The organism is Paenibacillus solani (assembly GCF_050475945.1).
GTDB lineage: Bacteria > Bacillota > Bacilli > Paenibacillales > Paenibacillaceae > Paenibacillus_AQ > Paenibacillus_AQ solani_A.
This window is the reverse complement of record NZ_JBCMXJ010000015.1, coordinates 276,198-297,556: the sequence shown is the minus strand read 5'-3', so window position 1 is coordinate 297,556 and position 21,359 is coordinate 276,198. Positions and strand designations below refer to the sequence as shown.

Sequence of the window (21,359 nt, the reverse complement as noted above, 5' to 3'; positions counted from 1 at the left end):
TCTATAATATGAACTGAACCCACTTGGATACGATCCCGCCTGGATATGAGTCCATCTCTTATGACCACCTGGCTATCAACCCAGCCTGCTCCCCAAATTCATGGATATATGCCATTTGGGGCAACTTAGGTTCCGTCTGCTAAGGATCTTCCAAGAACCCCCGATGTGATGGCAAGCAGCCTGCCGTTAGCCTCGGCATCCTTTACGGCTAACCGGATATGACGCTCACCTAGCCCCGGATACATGGCGCAGCTGCGGACAAGCACGCCGCGTAAACCCATCTCCTTCTGAAATGTTGCAGCAGTCCATGGCTGCGGCAGCTCGATAAGCAGAAAATTGGCCTCACCCGGCGTAACGTCAAGCCCTAGCTCACGTAACTCCCGTGTAAGCTTCTCGCGTTCTGCGTCAATCAATTGCAGCGTATGCTGCTCGTATTCCCTTCCGCTGTCAAGACAAGCCTCTCCCGCAAGCAGCGCCAGTCCATTGACGCTCCAGGTAACCTGCTTGCCTGCCATCTTGCGTATCACATCAGGATGCGCAACGGTATACCCCAGACGCAGACCCGGAATCGCATAAAACTTGGTCATCGATCGGACAATAATCGTCCGTGGATAATCCTGAAGCTCCGGCATCAGCGTCTGTCTGTCTTCAAGTGGAATAAAATCGATAAAGGCTTCATCCAACACCAGCCAGGTCCCTTCCTGCTCTGCGCATGCCGCGAATTCGCGAATATCCGCAAGACTGTACTGAACGCCGTTCGGATTGTTGGGCTGTCCCAAAAACAAGAGGTCCGTGCGTGCCAACAATTCCAGCACATCCTCCTTGTCCGCACGCCAGTCCTGCTCAGGATGACCACATACGGAGCAGATATCCGAACCGAATTTCATAGACAACTCGCGGTATTCGGAAAAACATGGGTCGACCACGCCGACCTTTCCTGGCTGCAGGCTCATCAGCAGCAGCGCCATGCACTCTGCCGCTCCGTTGCCAACAAGAATGCGCTGCGTATCGGTATCCAGCTCTGCTGCCAACCGTTCCTTGAAATTGCGATGTCCCGGGTCCGGATAACGTATAACGGCACTCATCCCCTCCTGTAAGGCCGTTATAACTCCTGGTGGCGGCCCGAGCGGGTTAATATTGGCGCTGTAATCCAGAAAATCCCCGGCACTCCTTCCAAATGCGGCGGAGGCCGTCTCCACATCCCCTCCGTGGCCATACACCTCAATCACGGGTTGTTGTTTATCGTTCATAAGGGCTCCTTTCGTTTCCATGTCCTGGCTCTTGCAAGCCCTGCCGTTATGTAATGCCATCATTATGTCGCTACCGTCCCTGACTCGTCAACATGGAATGCTTTGTCTCTGTCTTGAAATTGGTTTACAATAGTCTGGAAGCATCATATTTAGAATTGTGACGACGGAGGGTACTATGCTATTTATCGATAATCAGGGGATCCATGATCCTTCCATTAACCTAGCGATTGAAGAATATGCCTTGAAGCACTTGTCCACGGACGAGAGCTACCTTCTCTTTTATATCAACAAGCCTTCCATTATCATTGGAAAGCATCAGAATACGATTGAAGAGATCAACCAGGAATACGTTCGCGATAACAACATTCAGGTTGTTCGCCGTTTGTCCGGCGGGGGAGCCGTTTACCATGATCTCGGCAACCTGAATTTCAGCTTCATTACGAAGGATGACGGCCAGTCTTTTCATAACTTTCTGAAGTTTACACAACCAGTCATCGATTTCCTGCAAAAGATGGGTGTTCCTGCTGAGCTCAGCGGCCGGAATGATCTGCAGGTCGGCGAGAAGAAAATATCGGGGAATGCACAGTTCTCCACACGCGGGCGCATGTTCAGCCACGGTACGCTGATGTTTGATCTGAATCTGGATGATGTACAAGCTTCGCTGAATGCCAATCCGGAAAAATTCAAATCCAAGAGCACCAAATCCGTACGCAGCCGCGTGGCCAACATCAAGGAACTGCTTGGCACCGATATGACCATTGAACAGTTCCGTGCGGAGCTGCTCCGCTCCATCTTCGGTATGGAGCCGGATCAAGTACCGCAATATGTCCTTCAAGAGAAGGACTGGGAGATTATCAACCAGATCTCAAAGGAACGGTACCAGAACTGGGATTGGAACTATGGACTGTCACCTGAGAGCAATGTGAAGCATGCCAAGAAGTTTCCAGTGGGCATTATCGATATCCGCATGGACATCCGTGAAGGACATATCGGCGAGATCAAAATTTACGGCGATTTCTTCGGCGTTGGCGATGTCACGGATATCGAGAACCTACTTCGCGGCAAACGATATGAAGAAACGGCAGTACGCACCGCCCTATCCGAGATTGACGTCAAGCATTACTTCGGCAACCTTGAATTCGACGATCTGATCAGCCTTATCTTTCTAGAGGAATAAAGCTGCTCGCAGCCAAATAAGCCTCCTGTCCCTGTGCAACACGCATAGGGACGGGAGGCTTTTCATCTGTAACAGAGTACTTCGGCTCAAGATGCCATAAATACATACCAAACAAGGACAAGGGTCAGGAAGATACAGACATTCTCTACCACACGTCCCCATTTACTTCCGGTGCTCATGATTTTCAGTTTAATTCTCCATTTAAACGGCGGGAGCGGACGGATTCCGCGGTTGGTCAGTGCATCTGCGAGCAAATGAATGGAATAGGATAATCCCCCGGCAAACCATAGACTTTCTCCGCCAGCCTTGCCCTGAGACGCAAAATACAGCAGGCCCGTCCAAGCCGCAGCGGCATAAACGGTATGAGTAAGTCCCCTATGAGTCACCAAAGAGCCTGCAATCAGTACGCTGCCTGCGATGGTATTCCACGGGCTGAAGCCTTGGCCGAAGGATATCAATCCAAGACCAATCAGGAACATAACAATATGACGCAGCGTTCGGCTGGGCAGGTATGAAACGATCCCGATAAGTCCAGCCAGTGCGATGTTCCAAGGGGCATACTCTTTGCCGTAAAAGACAACGAATATCGCGGCACCGATCATGGCTAGCTGCAGAATTCGCAATAACCCGGAAGGAATAGCTTTACGAACCAGCAGGGAGTTAGGCTCGTCAATATCGGGAAGAAGCGAGCTAACCAGAGCGACCGCGGCAGCGGGCAGTGTAACGGGAACTCCGCTCATCTCCATTACAGATAAAGCGACCCCTGTGCTAATAATCAAATGAGCTCTGCCCATCATGATGACGATCTTCCTTTCTAAGCTGTGTGTCGACTATGGATCATTTGTCGGTCGTTCGTCCGATAGCCCAGGATAACGAGAATATATGTTCGGTTTATTAGTATAGCAAAATCATCCTCTTTTTGTCTACCCCTTCCACTTTTTCCGGGTGCAAAAATAGTTGTCCGAATCTTGGTTATGAGATACAATTTGATCACTTGTCCAAAATGTGAATCCGGGTACATTGTACGGAAATCTCATCAAGAGCTGCATACTTTTTCGAAAGGATGACTACCTAGTGAATCGCTCACGAATTGCCGATATCAGCCTGCTTCTGGTGGCTATGATGTGGGGCTCCACATTCCTCATCGTCCAGCATGCGGTGCGCGTGCTTCCGCCCATGGCCTTTAACTCGGTCCGCTTTCTGGGAGCAGCCCTGCTTCTGGCTTTGATCATCACCGTGTTTTACCGGGGCCAGTGGAAGCAAATATCGGGTAAAATGCTGCTGCATGCTTGCTTGCTGGGTCTTTTTTTGTTCATAGGATACGCTTTTCAAACAGCAGGCCTTCTCTACACAACTACGTCTAATGCAGGATTCATTACCGGTTTGTCCGTCGTATTGGTTCCCTTCCTGTCCTATGTCCTGCTAAAGCACGCCATCTCAAGATTTACCTGGCTCAGTGCATTGCTTGCAGCATCAGGCCTGTATTTGCTTACCTTCACCGGAGCCGGCATGAGCTTGAATAAAGGGGATTTGCTCGTATTTGTCTGCGCCATCGGCTTTGCCCTGCATATCGGTTATACAGGCGTATATGCAGGACGGTACCCCTCTCTGGTGCTGGCGGCGCTCCAGATGGCCGTTGTAGGGATACTCAGCTTGGCGGCTTCTGCATGGACCGAGCAGGTTGGTAATACGTCTGAACTGATCGACAAGTTGACAAAGCCGGACGTGCTGTGGGCACTAGCCATATCCATCGGGCCTACGAGCGCATTCGCTTTCTGGATTCAAACGGTCTGCCAGAAATATACCTCGCCCTCCAGGGTGGCCATCATCTATGCCATGGAGCCAGTATTCGCGGCAATCACCGGTATTCTGTTTGCGGGTGAACGGCTTACGGTCATCGGCGGCATCGGTTGTCTGTGTATTTTGGCGGGAATGATGATTGCGGAATTGAAGTCTGCGCCACAAAAGGTACAATAGAGTTAGAGAGACATAGACAGCATCAGAAGGAGAGATAACTATGACTACTTACAAATTGATGGCCATCGACATTGATGATACCTTGATCAATGACGATAAAGAAGTAACTCCCGGCGTCCAGCGGGCGCTTGAGCAAGCGGTCGCCCATGGTGTCGTTGTGACACTGGCAACCGGACGTGCCTATGCATCAGCCCAGGCGATCGCCCGTCAAACCGGACTCAACGTGCCTATCATTACCTATCAGGGCGCGCTGATTAAAAATCTGCTCGATGAGAAGGTTCTCTATGAACGCTTCGTTCCCGTCGACGCTGCCGTGAAGCTGTTTGAATACTGCGTGGAGCATAATCTGCATCTTCAAACCTACGTCGATGATAAGCTCTATGCCCGCGAAGAGAATCAAAAGCTTAAAGATTATTGCGCCCTGAACCGGACGCCGTATTATATCGAGCCTGATTTCTTGACGATGGTTCAGAAGCCGACACCAAAAATGCTCATTATCGATGATCCCGATTATCTCGATGAATTGATCCCTATATTCCGCGAGCTGCTTGGCGAGGATGTGCATATTACCAAATCCAAGCCGCACTTTCTGGAATTCATGCATAAGGAAGGCACCAAAGGACATGCCCTCACTTTCCTTGCTAATCATTTCGGCTGCGATCTCAAGGAAACCATCGCTGTCGGCGACTCCTGGAACGATCACGAAATGCTCGAAGCGGCCGGTCTTGGCGTTGCCATGGGAAATGCCATCGAGCCGCTTAAAGCGATTGCCGATTTTGTTACACTCGGGAATAATGAAGACGGCGTGAAGCTTGTCATTGATAAATTTGTGCTTAACCAAGAGTAATTTACGCAACAAAATAGAATGCACAATAACAAGCCTCCACGATATCCGTGGGGGCTTCTTCATGTCCGATGATGAGTCTGGACCGCTCCTTACCGGAACTGGCTAGCGGGAAACTTACGAACGTCGCATATCCCTCAATCCCGGTCGGGGTTAAAAGGTAGAATCGGCTTTAAAAGGGCTGCATCGTTGAAATTGAGCAATCCTAACTCCCTACACAGCTCCATCAATTTATGAATGCCATTGAATTGCTGCAGAATCCGTTGATGAATGACGGACAAAGCTTCGCGCACCAGTTTTTGGGCCTGCTCAATACTCTGATGCTCGACAGCTTGAATAATATCCTTAATACTCTCCAGGTAATACACCGTTCGCCTTAGCGAGCAAATCAGCATAATCTGCCTAACATGCGAGGGGCTGTACAGCCGATATCCATTCTCGGGATTTCGATCTGGGGTGATCAGCCCTTCCTTCTCCCAGTGGCGGATCGCAGATGATTCCACGCCGCTCAGTTCGGCCACCTCACCAATCGTCATATGGGCTTTCAAACGTTTATTCTTGATGCTATCAAGCTCTGGATTCTCGAGCAGGGCAAGCGTATCGTCGGCAACGGTTTTCTCCTGCTGCAGTTTAACTTGCTCCGCATTCACAATCCAGAGGGCTTCATCCATCTCCCTCTTCTGGATGTGGCGAATCACATCATATGTAACCGGGTAACCGTACGCGGGGAACATGGCCCGCAGGCACCGGAAGTAGGCCAAATGTAAATGCGTGTAGAGACGATATCCCTTCTCATTCCGCTCAGGAGAGGGTACCACTCCCATAGATTCATAATGCCTTAAAGCACTTGTACTGATACGCAGCTCTTTGGCGATATCCTTCGGTCTGTAGTAATGCATGTCGTCCCCCCTTGTTCAAAATCGAGAACCTACTTTACCAGAATTACTAGGCATAGGCAAACCTTGAATCTAGACCTTAAAGTGCTATGACAAAGTCTGTGCAATTTATCCCCTAGAGTGGATTGAATTCGGTGTTTAGCGCCTTCTCACTTGCATCAATGTTGTATATTGATGGTGTGAAATCAAGTTGAACTCATTCTTAACAGCGGGAGGCTAATCGTAATGAATATACACATAACCAAGGATTTTCCACTGAGCAAGGAATATATGGATCTTAAATTAGATGCAGGGCTGCCTGAGATGGAGGAAGCAGTCGCTAAGACGGCACTCACTCACAGCCTGTTGTGTGTCCTCATCCGAGACGAGAATGACCGGTTGATCGGTATGGGAAGAGTCATTGGCGATGGTGCTTTTTATTTTCAACTGGCAGATATTATAGTCTCGATACCCTACCGGGATCATGGCATTGAGGAGATGCTTGTGTCCGAGCTGTTGAAGCACTTGGGGAAAATAGCACCAAGCGGTACAGAGGTCACCGTCATTACAGATGTTCCCGGAATCAAGCTGTATCAGAATGCCGGATTTAAGCTGCTGTATCCTGAACGATACGGCATGGCCAGATCCCTGTAAGAGGTGATCCTGCAAGCGCGCGACTCAAAGTGGCAATCCAGCCGTATGTTCGCGCTGTAACCTTCCTGCATGGGAGCAATCGATCCGTACACATACTCTGCCTACCTTAATATTTTCATTTATTTAATTTCAAGGTCATCCCAGTCTTCGCCACCTGGACTCCTGCGGGCAGTGGCAGCTCTGTTCGAACGTCTACGTCATGCGACATATGGGTGTATACCGTCTGTCCAGGCTTCACCTCCGAGACGAGCTCAGCCGCTTCCTTCATGTCATAGACGGAGCGGGTTTTCAAATCGGCAGTTTCATGCACAAAGCTTGTCCCCAGCACCAGCAAATCCACACCTTTCAGAGGTTCTTTTTCCGCAGGACTCAGATTAATCGAATCCGAATTGTATACCCAGATGTATCCTTGCTTCTGGAACCGGTAGGCGTAAGAATAACCGTTCTGACCATGGTTTACCTTCCAGCAGCAAATCTCCCAACCGGCCAGCGTAATTCCATCATCCACGGCCGTCATGTCCATTTGGCGTGAAAGCCATGGATACTGACGCATAATCTGGTCCAGAACCTCGGAGGGCGCGTATAATCTTCCTTTCTCCCTCTGCCATCTGCAGGCATCGCTCCATTCCGGAAGGCCGCCAATATGATCAAAGTGAGCATGCGTTATTAACATATCCCTCATCTTTCGCTTCCCAAGCCGCTCCATCATGACCCGCCAATCGGGACCGCAGTCGATCACAAAAGAGCTTTCCCCGCTGTCCACCATCACTGAGGATCGCAAACGCCGGTTCACGCCTGTATCCCGGGCCTCAGTACATACGTCACAATCGCAATATACCCGCGGGACACCCATGGCATCTCCGGTTCCCAAAAAAGTTAATGTATCTCCACTCATAGTCATCCCCCATGTATGTTGATTGGAACTTCCCAGTTACGTATAGGAAACAATAAAGACCGCCGGGATCATCCCGAAACGGTCTTTCGTCATTTCTGCATAACGATGCGATTATTTTACCCTCTTATTAAGCAAATGAAGGTTTATTATCGTCAACAGCTCCGCTGATGACCTTGACGTACTTCTTATCTACACCTTCCACGGAAGGACCAACGTATACGCTGTTCTGGCTTGGTCGTCTTACCGAACGTTTCCGGGATTTCACGGTACTCATCATCGGTACGGGTCCACGAACCACCCAGCTGCCATTGGCGGACCCTTGTGGATGACCTGAAGTTCTCTTCTTCTCATTCCTGCTCACGACGAATCCCCTCCAACTAAATGCCTGATGGTACGAAGCAGCTCGCGATTCTGTTCCACAACACCCGCGAGATCTTCATCCGTAAGAATCTCATCTCCCGTAAAATGCACGGACAATACATGATTCACACCTAAAGGATAGCAGAACACATACACCTGTGCAACTTCCTCTTTGTGAAAAAATGCCCATTTTCCACTATGATAGACATCAATGACGTACATGGACTGGTTGCTCGAAGAATGCTCGCCATTTCCCTCGAACGGGAAGTACCTTCCTCTTCCTACATTACCCCCAATTTGGGCAATGCCTTCATCTTTTCGTGCCCAGAAAGCGGCTCCGGTCACCCTGAATCCCCCTGCTGCCGGCGGCAGCAAAGAATTTCGTACAGCTTCGCTCAAGGCATGATATTTTTCCGATTGATCACTCACATGCACATGACGATTATATTCCCAGAAAAAATGCAGCACGCTTTGCTTGCGCCTAAGCTCTGCATCCTTCTCCTCAATCACGGCACTCGGGTTGTTATAGAATCCTTCCCTTTCGATTGCATTCAGAATATGCCCGCAGGCGACATCGACCGCTGATTTGTAATCATCGTCACTGCGCAGTTCATATTCGAGCAGAGTGAGTCCCTGCAGGTCGGAGAGAAGATGATAGTCTTTAACAATAACATCCTGTACGGAATGATGATCAGACTCCACCTGATCGGGGATAATGCAGTACACCCTTCGTCGTCCCAGCCTTCCCCAGTACAGCCCCATCTCAAACAGCGTATTGTCTCGAGTGACAAATACATGTTTGCCTCGAATGAGGGCCACATCATCCGGAGAAAAGACGAACACACCAAAATCACTGGACGCCAGCTGTTTCTCCAAAGCTTCCATCGTATACATGTTTGCCCCAAATGTTCCGCCATACCACGGGGTCACTTGTGCAGAACGCTTGATCTGTTCGTGGATCGCCCTTGCATACTTGATGGCTTCTCTGGAAGATCCTATGAATAAATTCGGCTTCGGCATGGTCATAGGCACACCTATTCTCCCTTTGTTATACATTTTAGTCTTATTTGACCATTATAACAAAGTTGCCTATTTTTGGGTGGAAATTCTCGCCATGCAGGTTGGTACAGTATATGCTACGGGTTCAAAACAGACCCCATAAATAACCATGTGCCGGTATCGCGGTCTTCAATGGCGAAGAAAAAAGGGCGGTTGATGTTCATGACGATCGGCTCGGACTGCGGTGCAGCACCTGCCTCGACCCCGACTGCTGTAACCGCTGCGGCCTCTGTCCCTTTTTCGCTGACATCGACAATCGTCCGGTGTTTGACATGATCGATATAAAATTCATCACCCTCCTGCGCCATGGAGCTAAAATCTGCTCTGCCGTAGTCGAATGCCTTTACCATTCCCAGGCTTTTGAGGTTATCCGAAAGTTCGAAGCCCTGCTCTGCCTTAAACTTGGGCAGCCCAAGCTGCACAGTTTCGAACGAATAACCCTCCTTCCAGACGGAGGCATCCTGCCATAGCTGCTGATGCAGCTCATCCATCGAATATGATTCATTCGGCAGAATGACCAGCATATGCATACGGCCGTCTCCATACGGAATGCGAATGGCCTGCCAGGACTCTCCTTCTTTGTAGCCATATCTTCCTTCCTGTTTCATCATGGGAACAGACTTGCGCGTTCCGTCCAGCAGTGTGAATGGTTCTTCCACGGTACGCGCCGGATCGAATTCATCCATCCATCCGCCATTGAAATAAATGGCGTTGATCAGGACTGCGGCGCCGCCTGGAGGCCGATCATAAATCGTTGGGATCATTTCACGGGTCTGTTCTTTCACCCATTGATTGATCGCCTTCATCCCCTCCTCCTGCTTAAGGTCCGTTTCTCTAACCTCTGCGCTGTATGCGTCCTTTACGGTCTCCGTATAGGCTTTCTTCAACTTAAGACCTGGCCTGTGCCACACGGAATTCGCGACATTCAACACGACGCCTCCCCCGTTCTCCAGCAAGGACCGCAGCGAACGGTTTCCCTCGTTGATATCCGCAGTATTCATGCCCTTCCAGCCAAGCACATCGGCAATCTCAGCTGCTGTCTCACCCACGGCACCGTTATAAGCCAATGCCAGAGCTTGCGTAATGCTGTACGGAGAAATAATCAGATTGTCGCTTTCTTGTCCAGCTATCTTGTATAACTCTTGATGCAGTCGCAAGCCGAAATCATTCTGCGCTTTCGCCATGCCAATATCGACCTTGCCCAATACCTCTTTTCGTTCCTGCGCCGACAATTCCTTCGCTTTAGGCTGCTTATGCACATTGCCTTGGGATTCCCCTGGCTGAATCTCGCTGCCCTGTGCGCAAGCAGTAAGTCCTAGAAGCAGACATAGACCTATTAGTACCTTTCTTACTCTCATCATCTTGTCCCCCATCAATGTCAGATTCTGTATCTACCTGCTATTGACGGAATAAGGTCACCTAATGTTTCATATATAGGATCTTATATCCAGATCTAATTGGCAATGAACTTCATCACCGTTACAATGAAGGTTGGGATTTAACAACATATCTGACTACATACAGAGCGAAAGGAACCTATCTTCCATGCAAAAAATACGTCTTGTAGGCAGCAAGGTTACGCTGCGATCGAGAAAGCCCGAGGACACCCCGGTTTTATATCAATTGATCTATGGCACGAAGAATCCGGAATGGAAAAAATACGATGCGCCTTATTTTCCGCTCAAGCAAATTTCCTACGAAATTTTTGAAACGCAGTGGAATGCCGACTTTGAAACGGATCACTTCCCGAACGATCTGCTCATCGAAGTAGATGGAAGGACGGTTGGCATCGTCACCTTCTACTGGGAGCATGAAGCATCCCGCTGGCTGGAAGCCGGAATCCTGATTTACGATCCGAGTCTTTGGAGCGGCGGGTACGGTACAGAGGCATTGTCCTTATGGGTTGAATGCCTATTCCAACATCTTGATATCGCCCGTGTCGGTATCACCACCTGGTCCGGCAATCCGCGAATGATGCGCTGTGCTGAGAAGGTTGGGATGCAGCTCGAAGGACGAATGAGGAAGTGCAGGTATTACAAGGGAGTCTACTATGATTCCATCCGTATGGGGATCCTGCGGGAGGAATGGGAAGCACGAACAGCACGCTTACCAAGTTAGGTTGCTGACTTTCCCTAGATACAGAATAAACGAGCCTCCAGAAATAAGCTGAATAGGCTCGTTTTAGGTGTTTGCATTTCACTGTTTACGATAGACCATAGACCGCACGCAAGCGGTGCCCGTCACTTCGAGCGCAACATCTCGCATACAGTTATCAAAGTCCCGCTAGCACCTGATACCAAACTCCACGCTTGGAATACAGCGTCTCGCGAACTTCATCCCATCCTCCCAGGTATTCGATATCGAACAGTCCGGGCGGGTTGGAAAACTGATCCTTTGTCTGTGCCTGAACGGATTCTTCAACCGGACGGAAGCCATGTTTCACGAATATGTTCTGCGCCTCCGGCGTACGTAAGTACTCGACAAAAGCCGCCGATACATCCTGAGTGCCGTGCTTCTCGGCGAACCGCTCCACAACAGCGGCCGGATTCTCAATCAGTATCGTATGCTGTGGTACAACAATGTCATACTGGACACCTTGGGCAATCCGGGCAAGCAGCTCATTCTCATAAGTCACGATAACATCGCCGACCCCATACTCGAATGCCGCCATCGATGCGCGGCCGCTCTTATCGAGTGACTCCACATTGCGATGAACCGCTTCAAGAAAAGCCTTTGCTTCCGCAGAATCGCGCTTCCCCTTCTCTTCGGATCGTTTCAGCCCTGCGCCGTATATTGCGTTGATGTCCCACTGTGCACCGCCCGAGGTCTTCGGATTGGGATATACGACCTTCACGTCCGAGCGGGTCAGATCATCAAAATCCTGTATAGCTTTTGGGTTACCCGCACGCGTGCCGAGAACGACAATCGATCGGGTTACCATGCCTTCATAGGGCTGCGATTTCCATGCAGGATCGACCAGCCCCGCCCGAACTAGCTTGTCAATGTCCCCCTCCATGGCGAGCAGTGTAACATCCGCCTCAAAGCCCCCCGTAATAGCACGGGCTTGTGTGCCGGATGCCTCATAGGATTCCTGAAAATGTATATCTTCTCCGGTCCGGTCCTTCCACTCAGCTTGGAAAGCAGGAATAATCTCTGATAAGGCATCTCTTGCTACGCTGTACGCGCCGAGCACGATCGTTCTTTCGCCAGGCGGCGATAACACTTCTTCGCTGACAGGCTGATCACTGGCGCATCCTGTAATGAGCACACTGAAGAGAAGCGCCATGCCAACCAGCAGGAATGAGGCTCGCTTCATATTCAAGATTCGCATGAATCCACTTCCCTTCGTATATTTTTGGATCCATTAGATCATGATCGGCATCGGATCGACCTTGAGCCGGTTCTCCTCAATCCAGCTGTGTTCATCATTGAAGAGATAAGCCCGGTGAACGAGGACACGGACCTCTTGACCCGGATGCAGTGTTTCCTTTTCCAGTGACCGGTAGGTGATCAGCTTATGGCCCTTAACCTCTACCTCTACCAGCCACTCGCTGCCGCGAAAATGTAAATGACGGACAATGCCAGTCTCGGTTGCGGATAGCACACTGAAATCATGCTCGCTGCCAATCTCGATATATTCCGGCCGAATCAGCGCGCGCGTCGCATTCTTGTTAGATGCAGCCTCAAATCCCTTCAGCTCGGCAGCGCTTGAAATTACGGTCGACTCGCCAATGAAGGAAGCGACAAAAGGGGTTGTTGGCTCCTTATAAATATCCCAAGGCGTTCCTTTCTGTTCTACTCGACCCTGGTTTATAATCATAATCTCATCCGCGACTTCAATTGCCTCGTCCTGATCATGCGTAACAAAGATCGATGTGATGCCGACCCGCTCAATCAACTCCCGAAGCCAGGAGCGCAGCTCTTGGCGAATCTTCGCATCGATCGCGGCGAACGGCTCATCCAGCAAGAGCAGCTGCGGCTCGGGAGCAAGCGCTCTGGCAAAGGCTACCCGTTGACGCTGTCCACCCGATAATTGGTGCGGATAGCGGCTTTCGAAACCTTTTAGACCGGTCAGCTCGACCAGTTCCATCACTCGGTCTTTGATTTGGGCTTTAGGGGTTTTCTTCACCTTCAAACCGAAAGCAATATTATCAAACACGGTCATATGTTTAAACAAGGCATAGTTTTGGAATACGAAGCCGATACCGCGCTCCTGCGGCGGCAAATCATTCACCACTTGGCCATGAAAGGAAATTTGCCCGGAATCCGGATTCTCCAGCCCGGCCAGCATGCGCAGGATGGAGGTTTTACCGCCTCCGCTGGGTCCCAGCAGTCCGATCAGATGTCCCTTCTCGATCCCAAAGCTGACATTCTTGACGGCATGAAACGTGCCAAAATGCTTGTTTAAATCGCGAACCTCCACATGCATATCATTGCACATCCTTTCTTTTTTTGGCCCATTCCATCAGCAGCAAGATCCCTACCGAGAAGGCAGCCAATACCAATGCAACTCCGTTCGCGGCAGCCACATTAAAATTCTCCACATCCTGATACACTAGCGTTGTTGCCGTCTGTGTTTTGTTCATAATGTTGCCGGACACCACCAGCACGGCACCGAATTCCCCCAATGAACGGGCTACCGTAAGCACCACACCGTACACAACCGCCCAGCGAATGGACGGCCATGTTACCTTCCGAAATGTTGTCCAGCCATATGCGCCAAGCGTTGCTGCCGCTTGCTCCTGATCATGCCCGATCTCCTGCAGGACTGGCATGACCTCACGAACCATCAGCGGAAACGTAACGAAGAGTGTCGCAATGACCATGCCTGGGAAAGCATACACGACTTTAAATCCGATCCCTTCAAAAAAACCACCAATGATGCTGTCTGGACCAATCAGCAGCACGATCATCAAGCCGCCAATGACAGGTGAAACTGCATAAGGCAGGTCGACAATGCTGTTTAGAACGCCTTTGATTCTTCGGCTAAGCCAGTTGGCCCGCACAAGATACAGCGCCATCATGATGCCAAACAATGCATTAAGCAGCGTTACAAGCACCACAATCAAGCCCGTCATCATCAGAGCGTGCAGGGCTTCCGGCCTCAGCAGTCCCTCCATAAATCCGTCCAGCCCCTTCTCGAATGCACCGATTGCAATTCGAGACAAGGGAATGATGAGCAGAATGATAAATACCACATACGTAAGTCCGATCCACAGTCGTCTCAAGCCCGTCTCCCCCTCTGCTGTACCGTGCTTATCACCCACAGGATGATGAACGATAAAGTCAGGAGCAGGACCGATACCGCAGCCGCGCCTGCCGGATTATCACTTTCAACCTCTCCAAAAATAAAGACGGATGCAATCAGGGTTCTACCCGGAATATTCCCAGCAACCAATACAACCGCGCCGAATTCTGCCAAAGCTCTTGAAAAGGCTAGCATTCCTCCGCTGATAATGCCCGGCAGCATCGAAGGAAGAATAACCTTGAAGAAGGTTCTCGCCTTGGAGGCTCCCATCGTATAAGCCGCTTCCTGCTCCAGCGGGTCCAGCTCTTCCAGGAGCGGCTGAACTGCGCGGATCACAAATGGAAAAGTAACAAACAGCATAGCAATGACGATTGCGGGCTGGTGAAACACGATCTGGGCGCCCAGCTTCTCTGCAAGTCCTCCAAGCAAGCTTCCCGGTCCCAGCAGCAGCAGTATCATCAGGCCGCCTACGGCTGTGGGAAGCGCGAAAGGTAAGTCTACCAGGCTGTTCAGCAGCGTCCTTCCCGGAAAACGGTATCTGATGAGGACCCAAGCAATCATCGTTCCGATACACACATTGATAAGAGTAGCGATGACACCCAGCTTAATCGTAAGCAGCACAGCCTTCCAGGCAATCGGATCCGCTATGCTCTCCGCAAAATGGCTCCAGCCTGAAGAGAAGGATTGCACGTATACCCCAAAAATCGGAAATACGATCAAGGCAAGAAAATAAAGCAGCACGGTACTTCTAAAACCCCAAGTCCAACCTCTATGACGAATCCATGTTGTCACATCGTATCCCTCCCGCCTCCGGATGGCATTCCGGTCGACTCCACACACCATCTTTATATTTCCTATTTGTATACTTGGTTTTACTTTACACATACTTTACCAAATGCGGAATCAGATCGTCAATCCATCTTTTGCAACTTATCGGGTAAAATAATAGAAATGGAAATATGAGGAGGTATTAATATGCTGTTTACTGGTGAGTTGGATACAAAAGGACGAGATGAAATGAGGGATATCACGAGGGAGATCATCTCCATTGTGAAACAAAGCGGGGTTCAGCAAGGCACCGCCCTGATTTATTGTCCTCATACGACGGCGGGCATTGCCATCAATGAGAATGCGGATCCCGATGTGAAACGGGATGTGCTGATGTCCCTGGATGAGGTCTATCCATGGGAACATCCCAAATATCGCCATGCTGAGGGCAACACGGCTTCTCATCTCAAATCGATCACCTGCGGGCCTTCCCAAACGGTCATCATTCAGAATGGACATCTGCTCCTTGGACGTTGGCAAGGCATCTATTTTTGCGAATTTGACGGACCAAGACAGCGTCAATACCATGTGAAGATCATGGAAGGATAATCTCTAACCTCGCAGCCGGATCGAAATAGCCGACTGCTTACCAATTCCAAACACAAAGAAACAGACAGGTACATGCTAGGGAGCGTGCATCTGTCTGTTTCATTTCATTAGGCGATTGACGTTTCAACGCTAGGCCGTTGTAACGGATTGAAGTACAGGGCTATGCTTCAAAGTACATATAATATAGTCAGACCCTGCTATACAAGCTCCGGCATAACACTTTAACATGGGTATGAGCGGCAGGTTTGATCTCATCATAACCAATCCTGTCCTGAATATAATACGATATGAATCCATGCAGCGACAAAAACAAAGTCAACGGGACGGTTCGCCGCTCTTCCTCATCGTAATTCTCTTCAAGCAAATATTGACGAACCAGCATAGCAAACATTTCAAAACAGCGTCCCTGCTCAGCGCGACAGTAGGACAGCAGCTCTTCGTCCCGAATCATGAACATGATTTCGTACTGGTAAGGATGATCCAGACCAAAACGGACGAATTCCAGCATCAGCTGTTCCAGCTTCGATACCCCGTCACAGGGAGGCTTTCCCGAGACTTCCAACAGCAAATCATTAAGATCATTAAAGTCCTTCACGACAATGGCGTAAAACAGCTCCGCCTTTTCCTTAAAATGATAATACAAGGAGCCGTGGCTATAACCCAGATGCTGGCCTATGCTGCGCATCGAAATGGCCCTGTACCCTTTGGTTATGAACAAATGCCTGGCTGCTTCCAGTATCCGCTCTCTCGACAACTCGCGTTCTACTGCTCTTCTTGCCATATTATTTTATTCCCCTTCAATAAAATAAAGCCGCTCTCCCTCTGTGATCAAGGACTGCCCCTGTGTCAAATCCACCATCCAAGTCATAAAGCTCTCCGCATCAGCATCGAGCGGCAAGCAGGTCAAGGTCACCGTGTCGGCAAAATTTGTCTCACCCATACGAACGCTTCGGTTGCGAAGCTCATTCTCCACTTTACCCAGCCACGTATAATCCAGCTCGACGAAAATCTCCCGGTGAAGCACCTTTGTGATCGGTTCGCCTGACTCGATCGCAGCCACGGCGCCGTCGGTATATGCCCGGATCAGTCCGCCTGCACCAAGCATAATTCCGCCAAAATAACGCGTGACCACTATGGCTACATTCTTCCGCCCCTGATTGCGGAGCACTTCGAGAATCGGCTTGCCAGCCGTTCCGCTCGGTTCTCCGTCATCCGATTGCTTCTGAATCTCGTCCCGCTCACCAATCATATAAGCGGAACAGTTATGTGTGGCATTCCAGTGTTTTTTCTTGATGTCTTCAATAAAGGCGACGGCTTCCGCTTCGGTTTCCACCGGCATCACATGCCCGATGAATCGCGACTTCTTGATAACAATCTCTTTGGAACCCGCCTGACGTACCGTTTTGTATCGATCCAGCATGAAACTACAACCACCTCTATATTGCCAAGAAAGCAGTCCACGGCTATATTATGCCCGTGGACTGCTTCCTTCAGCGTCTTGCGTCATCCATGTGAAAGTGTCAGGTTTATTCGGAGAGTCTAGCTTCCAATTCGGCCTTCTCTTTCTCGTACCCAGGTTTGCCAAGCAATGCGAACATATTCTTCTTGTACGCCTCTACACCCGGCTGGTCAAACGGGTTGACACCTAACAGATAGCCGCTGATACCGCAGGCCTTTTCGAAAAAGTATACCAGATATCCGAACGAATAGGGAGTGAAATCTGGAATTGTCACAATCAAATTCGGAACTTGGCCGTCGGTATGGGCCAGCATTGTTCCCTGGAAAGCCTTTTTGTTAACAAAATCCAATGTTTTTCCAGTCAAGAAGTTCAAACCGTCCAGATCGTCCGGATCCGATTCAATCGTAATATGCTCGGATACATTCTCAACCTGAATGACCGTTTCGAAGATGTTGCGGCTGCCTTCCTGGATGAATTGACCCATGGAATGCAGGTCGGTAGAGAAATCGACGGAAGCCGGGTAGATGCCTTTGTAATCCTTCCCTTCACTCTCGCCGTAAAGCTGCTTCCACCATTCCGATACGTAATGCAAGGACGGCTCATAGTTCACCAGAATTTCGATGCCTTTGCCTTTGCGGTATAGAGCATTACGAACTGCTGCATATTGGTAAGCTTCGTTCTCGGCAACGTTAGGGTTGCTGTATTCTTTGGCAGCGTCAGCCGCACCCTGCATCATTTCTTCAATATTGATACCAGCCGTAGCAATAGGAAGCAGACCAACCGCAGTCAGCACGGAATAACGTCCGCCCACATCATCAGGGATGATGAAGGACTCGTAGCCTTCCTCGGTTGCCAGCTTTTTGAGAGCGCCCTTCTCTTGGTCCGTTGTAGCGTAAATGCGTTTGCGTGCTTCTTCCTTGCCGTATTTCTTCTCCAGTTCCGCACGGAAAATACGGAATGCGATAGCCGGCTCTGTCGTTGTACCGGATTTGGAGATAACATTGACGGAGAAGTCTTTGCCTTCAATTAATTGAAGCAGATGCGTAACATATGTGGAGCTGATATTGTTTCCTGCAAAATAAATTTCCGGCGTCTTGCGCTGGTCTTTGGACAACTCGTTATAGAACGAGTGCGACAGCATCTCGATGGCAGCTCTTGCCCCGAGGTAAGAACCTCCAATACCGATAACGATCAGAACGTCCGAATCGCTTTGGATTTTGGCAGCCGCTTTCTGGATGCGGGAGAATTCTTCTTTATCATACTGAGTCGGCAGGTCGATCCAGCCCAAATAATCGGAGCCAGCTCCTGTACCTTTATGTAGCTGTTCATGTGCTGTGCGGATCGGCTCAGCAAAGTAATCAACTTCGTGTTGGTTGACAAAAGTCAGTGCTTTACTGTAATCAAATTTGATTTTTTTAGTCATGCCTTAAACCTCCAGTTAATTTAGAAATAGGATACTTTAATTTAATAAAGACCGCAAGTTTCATGGGAGAACTGTCATTTATTCTTCATGTCCTGCGTCTCTTCAATCTTTCTCTAATACTGGCTTCGCCTCAAGAACCCATGCTAAGATGGAATGGATCGGGAATCCATATTAAAGGTGATGTAGCTATGAAGAAAATCGGATTTATCGGACTGGGCACCATGGGCGCACCCATGGCCTCCAATCTGCTCAAACAGGATTATGATGTGACCGTGTACAATCGTACCCAAGAAAAATGCCGCCCGCTCGCCGAGCAGGGAGCTTCCATCGCGGACACTCCTCGTCAGGCGGCACATGGGCAGGACTTGGTCATTACGATGGTAAGCAATGACCAATCCATCCGGGATGTATTCTATGGAGAGAACGGTCTGCTAGCTTCCCTTACGAGCGGAATGACTGTCATAGATTGCAGCACGATCTCAGAAAGCCTTGTTAAGGAAATTGCTTCGGCCGTTTCGGGCCTTGGCGCTTCCTTCCTAGACGCCCCGGTAACCGGCAGCAAGCCAGCAGCCATCGATGGCACCTTGGTCTTCATGGTTGGCGGCGAAGCCGCAGTCATCGAAGCGCATGCGGATGTCTTTGATACCTTGGGCAAAAAAGTCATTCACATGGGGCCTAACGGCAGCGGTGCTGTCGCAAAGCTTGCCCATAACACCATTGTAGGCATTAACAATCTGGCGCTTGCCGAGGGCTTTGCCATCGCCGCCAAATCAGGCATTCCCGCTGACAACTTTCTGGAACTTGTACAGTTAGGATCGGCCGGCAGCAAAGCAGCCGAGCTGAAAGGCCGTAAAATTATCGACGGTGATTTCAGCAACCAGTTCTCGCTTGGGCTTATGCTCAAAGACCTCAAGCTGGCGTCTTCACTAACTGACGGCATCGGTATGCCTTCTCCAATGCTGAACCTGGCCAAAAGCCTGTTTCAAGCAGGTGCGAGCGAGGGCTTTAGCGATGAGGATCTCTCCGCTGTTGTGAAATGCTATGAAGCCTGGATCGGTCAAAAAATCGGCGGACAACCGTCTTAACCAGACAAGCCATGCCTTGTCTTATCACGGCTCCTTCTTCTAGTTATACGGTCATCCGGACTAGGAGAAAGGAGCCATTTTTATAGTTTCCCTCTCTTATTTCCCTCCGGAAGAAACTTTTCTCAATTTCGTTCCGTCTACTATACGAAGGGAGGAAATACAAAATGAATTGGACCAAAGGATTAAAAACGATGGCAGCTGCTGCCATACTCACCACTGTACTGTCTCCTGCCATTGCGGTTTCACCGGTTTCTGCCGCTTCCAAACCTACCGCTACCATTAACAATGTAAAGGCAAGCGGTGAAGTGCTGATTCGGCAAGGCACTACTTTCGTTACCCTGACTGATCTGAAGCCGCTGGGGAACTACGTCATAAAGTATGACAACAGCAAGAAGCAGGTGACCATTAAAGGTGATCATAAAACGGTGATACTTACGGCAGGACACACCAGCATGGACGTCGGCGGAGTGAAGAAGACGCTCCCTGCTGCCCCAGTGCTGCATAAAGGCAAGACCATGATTCCCCTCAGAGCCGTTGCCCAAGCTTTTGATGCCAGCGTCTATTGGAACGGATCTCTAAAGACAGCCTATATTAATAAGGCCGAAGCCGATATCATCTCCGACTTAAAGAGCTCAGATCTGGCCACCGCACGAAATGCGGCGACTCGGCTTGCTTATACATCTCAATTGAAGAAGCCTGAATTGGAAATGTCCCCTGTAGAAATGCAAGGCTGGGATTTTTACTTTCCCAAAGGCGAAACCAATCGTTACTTCATGGTCGATAATGATATCGCCAGCTACTTCGAAATCCACGGCGGCGTCAAATATTTGAAATGGCAAGGCAAGCTGGACTACAATGCCAAGGTACCGGCAAAACAAAACCTGTTCTTCCTGCCCGCGATTATAGCGGAGATCGGCAAGCAGCCGGATGTCAGAAATTCGACGTTTGCGTATTTCGTATTCCGTTATCCTTCCGGCGTGACCAGCTACCGCTTGATCAATCAGACCGATGAATGGGCAGCCGGATGGGTGGAACTGGACAGCAGCGATCCTGATTATCGAGGCGAGATCGTATCAATTCCGGAAGAATGAGTCCATGATACATTTACCCGGGATGATAATGCATTGATATCAGACATTGACAAGAAGGGTTCGAAGCCACCGGCTTTGAGCCTTTTTTGTTTTTTATTTACGTGCAAACCCCTCAGTCACTCAGAGAAAGCCTTCAGGCTGTGCAGGGTTTAAAGCATCGAATTTTTTAATGGCACATCAGCCTGTTACATGGTCGGATAAGAGCAGCAGTAATCCGTAACGGTACGAACCTCAAGCTTAAAGCTAGAATTGCCAGGAACATTGAAGGTCGTGCTGTCTTGGATCTCGAGCCATTCCTGCTCACCTGGCAGTAGGACACGCAGATCACCGGACAGAATTTCCATAATCTCAGGGCCGGCAGTGTCAAATTCATAGCTTCCCGGAAGCATGATCCCCAGGGTTACCTTCTCTCCATTCTCCAAGAGTACCGTACGGCTGGTTACCTGTCCGTCATAGTACACGTTAGCTGCTTTCGTGATGGTTGCATTCTTAAACAGTGACATCGGCTTTCATCGCCTCCTCCAAAATATGTAAAGCTGTATATATGACGGCACCCGCATGAAGCGGGTGCCGGAACAACCATAT

At 49.7% G+C, this 21,359-nt stretch carries 23 protein-coding genes; 8 read left to right on the top strand and 15 right to left on the bottom strand.

The annotated features are described in order from the left end of the window. Positions 1-125 precede the first annotated feature (125 nt). A complete protein-coding gene (gene cobD / locus ABEQ74_RS16320) occupies positions 126-1,250 on the bottom strand; it encodes a threonine-phosphate decarboxylase CobD (RefSeq protein ID WP_430123187.1) in 1,125 nt (374 codons plus the stop codon). Positions 1,251-1,425: 175 nt separating this feature from the next. Here cobD and ABEQ74_RS16315 point away from each other — a divergent pair, with 175 nt between their 5' ends. Next, positions 1,426-2,427 carry a lipoate--protein ligase gene (locus ABEQ74_RS16315; protein ID WP_430123186.1) on the top strand — a complete coding sequence of 334 codons (1,002 nt, stop codon included), beginning with the start codon at positions 1,426-1,428 and terminating at the stop codon, positions 2,425-2,427. Positions 2,428-2,513: 86 nt separating this feature from the next. Here the strand turns inward: ABEQ74_RS16315 and ABEQ74_RS16310 are convergent, their stop codons facing one another. Next, positions 2,514-3,224 (bottom strand): metal-dependent hydrolase, encoded by a 711-nt coding sequence (locus tag ABEQ74_RS16310; protein WP_430123185.1) that lies wholly within the window; start codon positions 3,222-3,224, stop codon positions 2,514-2,516. 277 nt (positions 3,225-3,501) lie between these two features. Between ABEQ74_RS16310 and ABEQ74_RS16305 the strand changes: the two genes are divergently transcribed. Both ABEQ74_RS16305 and ABEQ74_RS16300 read left to right on the top strand, forming a co-directional pair. Then, positions 3,502-4,404: a DMT family transporter gene (locus ABEQ74_RS16305; RefSeq protein ID WP_430123184.1), complete on the top strand. Its 903-nt coding sequence runs from the start codon at positions 3,502-3,504 to the stop codon at positions 4,402-4,404. 40 nt (positions 4,405-4,444) lie between these two features. Beyond that, the gene (locus ABEQ74_RS16300; protein ID WP_430123183.1) at positions 4,445-5,251 is read left to right on the top strand and encodes a Cof-type HAD-IIB family hydrolase; all 807 of its coding nucleotides are present in this window, start codon (positions 4,445-4,447) and stop codon (positions 5,249-5,251) included. Between the two features lie 134 nt (positions 5,252-5,385). Here the strand turns inward: ABEQ74_RS16300 and ABEQ74_RS16295 are convergent, their stop codons facing one another. After that, positions 5,386-6,147 (bottom strand): TioE family transcriptional regulator, encoded by a 762-nt coding sequence (locus ABEQ74_RS16295; protein WP_430123182.1) that lies wholly within the window; start codon positions 6,145-6,147, stop codon positions 5,386-5,388. 222 nt (positions 6,148-6,369) lie between these two features. Between ABEQ74_RS16295 and ABEQ74_RS16290 the strand changes: the two genes are divergently transcribed. After that, a complete protein-coding gene (locus tag ABEQ74_RS16290) occupies positions 6,370-6,777 on the top strand; it encodes a GNAT family N-acetyltransferase (protein WP_430123181.1) in 408 nt (135 codons plus the stop codon). A gap of 115 nt (positions 6,778-6,892) precedes the next feature. On the opposite strand, the gene ABEQ74_RS16285 is transcribed toward ABEQ74_RS16290, so the two are convergent. The 4 genes from ABEQ74_RS16285 to ABEQ74_RS16270 form a co-directional block, all read right to left on the bottom strand. Further along, positions 6,893-7,672, bottom strand: coding sequence for an MBL fold metallo-hydrolase (locus tag ABEQ74_RS16285; RefSeq protein ID WP_430123180.1), 780 nt, complete (start codon positions 7,670-7,672; stop codon positions 6,893-6,895). 127 nt (positions 7,673-7,799) lie between these two features. Continuing rightward, complete coding sequence (locus ABEQ74_RS16280) at positions 7,800-8,033, bottom strand: hypothetical protein (protein WP_430123179.1); 234 nt, start codon at positions 8,031-8,033, stop codon at positions 7,800-7,802. After that, positions 8,030-9,058 (bottom strand): TIR domain-containing protein, encoded by a 1,029-nt coding sequence (locus tag ABEQ74_RS16275; RefSeq protein ID WP_430123593.1) that lies wholly within the window; start codon positions 9,056-9,058, stop codon positions 8,030-8,032. Before ABEQ74_RS16275 ends, ABEQ74_RS16280 begins: the two co-directional genes overlap by 4 nt. Before the next feature lie 110 nt (positions 9,059-9,168). After that, positions 9,169-10,449: a serpin family protein gene (locus ABEQ74_RS16270; protein WP_430123178.1), complete on the bottom strand. Its 1,281-nt coding sequence runs from the start codon at positions 10,447-10,449 to the stop codon at positions 9,169-9,171. Positions 10,450-10,636: 187 nt separating this feature from the next. Between ABEQ74_RS16270 and ABEQ74_RS16265 the strand changes: the two genes are divergently transcribed. Further along, positions 10,637-11,209 (top strand): GNAT family N-acetyltransferase, encoded by a 573-nt coding sequence (locus ABEQ74_RS16265; protein ID WP_430123177.1) that lies wholly within the window; start codon positions 10,637-10,639, stop codon positions 11,207-11,209. A 154-nt stretch (positions 11,210-11,363) separates the two neighbouring features. On the opposite strand, the gene ABEQ74_RS16260 is transcribed toward ABEQ74_RS16265, so the two are convergent. From ABEQ74_RS16260 to cysT, 4 genes are read right to left on the bottom strand one after another with little or no spacing between them, the layout of a single operon-like run. Beyond that, on the bottom strand, positions 11,364-12,422 hold the full coding sequence (locus tag ABEQ74_RS16260; RefSeq protein WP_430123176.1) for a sulfate ABC transporter substrate-binding protein: 1,059 nt from the start codon (positions 12,420-12,422) through the stop codon (positions 11,364-11,366). Between the two features lie 33 nt (positions 12,423-12,455). After that, complete coding sequence (locus ABEQ74_RS16255) at positions 12,456-13,520, bottom strand: sulfate/molybdate ABC transporter ATP-binding protein (protein ID WP_054404005.1); 1,065 nt, start codon at positions 13,518-13,520, stop codon at positions 12,456-12,458. A gap of 1 nt (position 13,521) precedes the next feature. Continuing rightward, positions 13,522-14,319, bottom strand: coding sequence for a sulfate ABC transporter permease subunit (locus ABEQ74_RS16250; RefSeq protein WP_430123175.1), 798 nt, complete (start codon positions 14,317-14,319; stop codon positions 13,522-13,524). Next, positions 14,316-15,131 (bottom strand): sulfate ABC transporter permease subunit CysT, encoded by an 816-nt coding sequence (gene cysT, locus ABEQ74_RS16245; protein WP_430123174.1) that lies wholly within the window; start codon positions 15,129-15,131, stop codon positions 14,316-14,318. Before cysT ends, ABEQ74_RS16250 begins: the two co-directional genes overlap by 4 nt. A gap of 183 nt (positions 15,132-15,314) precedes the next feature. On the opposite strand from cysT, the gene ABEQ74_RS16240 reads away from it, so the two are divergent. After that, on the top strand, positions 15,315-15,716 hold the full coding sequence (locus ABEQ74_RS16240; protein ID WP_430123173.1) for a secondary thiamine-phosphate synthase enzyme YjbQ: 402 nt from the start codon (positions 15,315-15,317) through the stop codon (positions 15,714-15,716). Positions 15,717-15,903: 187 nt separating this feature from the next. Here the strand turns inward: ABEQ74_RS16240 and ABEQ74_RS16235 are convergent, their stop codons facing one another. From ABEQ74_RS16235 to ABEQ74_RS16225, 3 genes are all read right to left on the bottom strand, one after another. Next, complete coding sequence (locus tag ABEQ74_RS16235; RefSeq protein WP_430123172.1) at positions 15,904-16,497, bottom strand: TetR/AcrR family transcriptional regulator; 594 nt, start codon at positions 16,495-16,497, stop codon at positions 15,904-15,906. A gap of 6 nt (positions 16,498-16,503) precedes the next feature. Beyond that, the gene (locus tag ABEQ74_RS16230) at positions 16,504-17,136 is read right to left on the bottom strand and encodes a YigZ family protein (RefSeq protein WP_430123171.1); all 633 of its coding nucleotides are present in this window, start codon (positions 17,134-17,136) and stop codon (positions 16,504-16,506) included. Positions 17,137-17,242: 106 nt separating this feature from the next. Beyond that, positions 17,243-18,598, bottom strand: a complete 1,356-nt coding sequence (locus ABEQ74_RS16225) for a glucose-6-phosphate isomerase (RefSeq protein ID WP_054404008.1) — start codon at positions 18,596-18,598, stop codon at positions 17,243-17,245. A gap of 140 nt (positions 18,599-18,738) precedes the next feature. Between ABEQ74_RS16225 and ABEQ74_RS16220 the strand changes: the two genes are divergently transcribed. Next, positions 18,739-19,683 (top strand): NAD(P)-dependent oxidoreductase, encoded by a 945-nt coding sequence (locus ABEQ74_RS16220; RefSeq protein ID WP_430123592.1) that lies wholly within the window; start codon positions 18,739-18,741, stop codon positions 19,681-19,683. A gap of 164 nt (positions 19,684-19,847) precedes the next feature. Beyond that, positions 19,848-20,774, top strand: a complete 927-nt coding sequence (locus ABEQ74_RS16215; protein ID WP_430123170.1) for a copper amine oxidase N-terminal domain-containing protein — start codon at positions 19,848-19,850, stop codon at positions 20,772-20,774. Positions 20,775-20,959: 185 nt separating this feature from the next. On the opposite strand, the gene ABEQ74_RS16210 is transcribed toward ABEQ74_RS16215, so the two are convergent. Then, entirely contained in the window at positions 20,960-21,277 is a 318-nt protein-coding gene (locus ABEQ74_RS16210; protein WP_053491779.1) for a pyrimidine/purine nucleoside phosphorylase, read from the bottom strand. Positions 21,278-21,359: the final 82 nt, after the last annotated feature.

Excerpts from the sequence above, each read along its gene's own strand:
- ABEQ74_RS16225 (WP_054404008.1), bottom strand. The coding sequence starts at position 18,598 with ATGACTAAAAAAATCAAATTTGATTACAGTAAAGCACTGACTTTTGTC.
- ABEQ74_RS16300 (WP_430123183.1), top strand. The coding sequence starts at position 4,445 with ATGACTACTTACAAATTGATGGCCATCGACATTGATGATACCTTGATC.
- ABEQ74_RS16270 (WP_430123178.1), bottom strand. The coding sequence starts at position 10,449 with ATGAGAGTAAGAAAGGTACTAATAGGTCTATGTCTGCTTCTAGGACTT.
- ABEQ74_RS16310 (WP_430123185.1), bottom strand. The coding sequence starts at position 3,224 with ATGATGGGCAGAGCTCATTTGATTATTAGCACAGGGGTCGCTTTATCT.
- ABEQ74_RS16315 (WP_430123186.1), top strand. The coding sequence starts at position 1,426 with ATGCTATTTATCGATAATCAGGGGATCCATGATCCTTCCATTAACCTA.
- ABEQ74_RS16290 (WP_430123181.1), top strand. The coding sequence starts at position 6,370 with ATGAATATACACATAACCAAGGATTTTCCACTGAGCAAGGAATATATG.
- ABEQ74_RS16240 (WP_430123173.1), top strand. The coding sequence starts at position 15,315 with ATGCTGTTTACTGGTGAGTTGGATACAAAAGGACGAGATGAAATGAGG.
- ABEQ74_RS16260 (WP_430123176.1), bottom strand. The coding sequence starts at position 12,422 with ATGCGAATCTTGAATATGAAGCGAGCCTCATTCCTGCTGGTTGGCATG.
- ABEQ74_RS16230 (WP_430123171.1), bottom strand. The coding sequence starts at position 17,136 with ATGCTGGATCGATACAAAACGGTACGTCAGGCGGGTTCCAAAGAGATT.
- ABEQ74_RS16265 (WP_430123177.1), top strand. The coding sequence starts at position 10,637 with ATGCAAAAAATACGTCTTGTAGGCAGCAAGGTTACGCTGCGATCGAGA.
- ABEQ74_RS16210 (WP_053491779.1), bottom strand. The coding sequence starts at position 21,277 with ATGTCACTGTTTAAGAATGCAACCATCACGAAAGCAGCTAACGTGTAC.
- ABEQ74_RS16275 (WP_430123593.1), bottom strand. The coding sequence starts at position 9,058 with ATGACCATGCCGAAGCCGAATTTATTCATAGGATCTTCCAGAGAAGCC.
- ABEQ74_RS16295 (WP_430123182.1), bottom strand. The coding sequence starts at position 6,147 with ATGCATTACTACAGACCGAAGGATATCGCCAAAGAGCTGCGTATCAGT.
- ABEQ74_RS16235 (WP_430123172.1), bottom strand. The coding sequence starts at position 16,497 with ATGGCAAGAAGAGCAGTAGAACGCGAGTTGTCGAGAGAGCGGATACTG.
- ABEQ74_RS16285 (WP_430123180.1), bottom strand. The coding sequence starts at position 7,672 with ATGAGTGGAGATACATTAACTTTTTTGGGAACCGGAGATGCCATGGGT.
- ABEQ74_RS16215 (WP_430123170.1), top strand. The coding sequence starts at position 19,848 with ATGAATTGGACCAAAGGATTAAAAACGATGGCAGCTGCTGCCATACTC.
- ABEQ74_RS16255 (WP_054404005.1), bottom strand. The coding sequence starts at position 13,520 with ATGCATGTGGAGGTTCGCGATTTAAACAAGCATTTTGGCACGTTTCAT.
- ABEQ74_RS16220 (WP_430123592.1), top strand. The coding sequence starts at position 18,739 with ATGCTAAGATGGAATGGATCGGGAATCCATATTAAAGGTGATGTAGCT.
- cobD (WP_430123187.1), bottom strand. The coding sequence starts at position 1,250 with ATGAACGATAAACAACAACCCGTGATTGAGGTGTATGGCCACGGAGGG.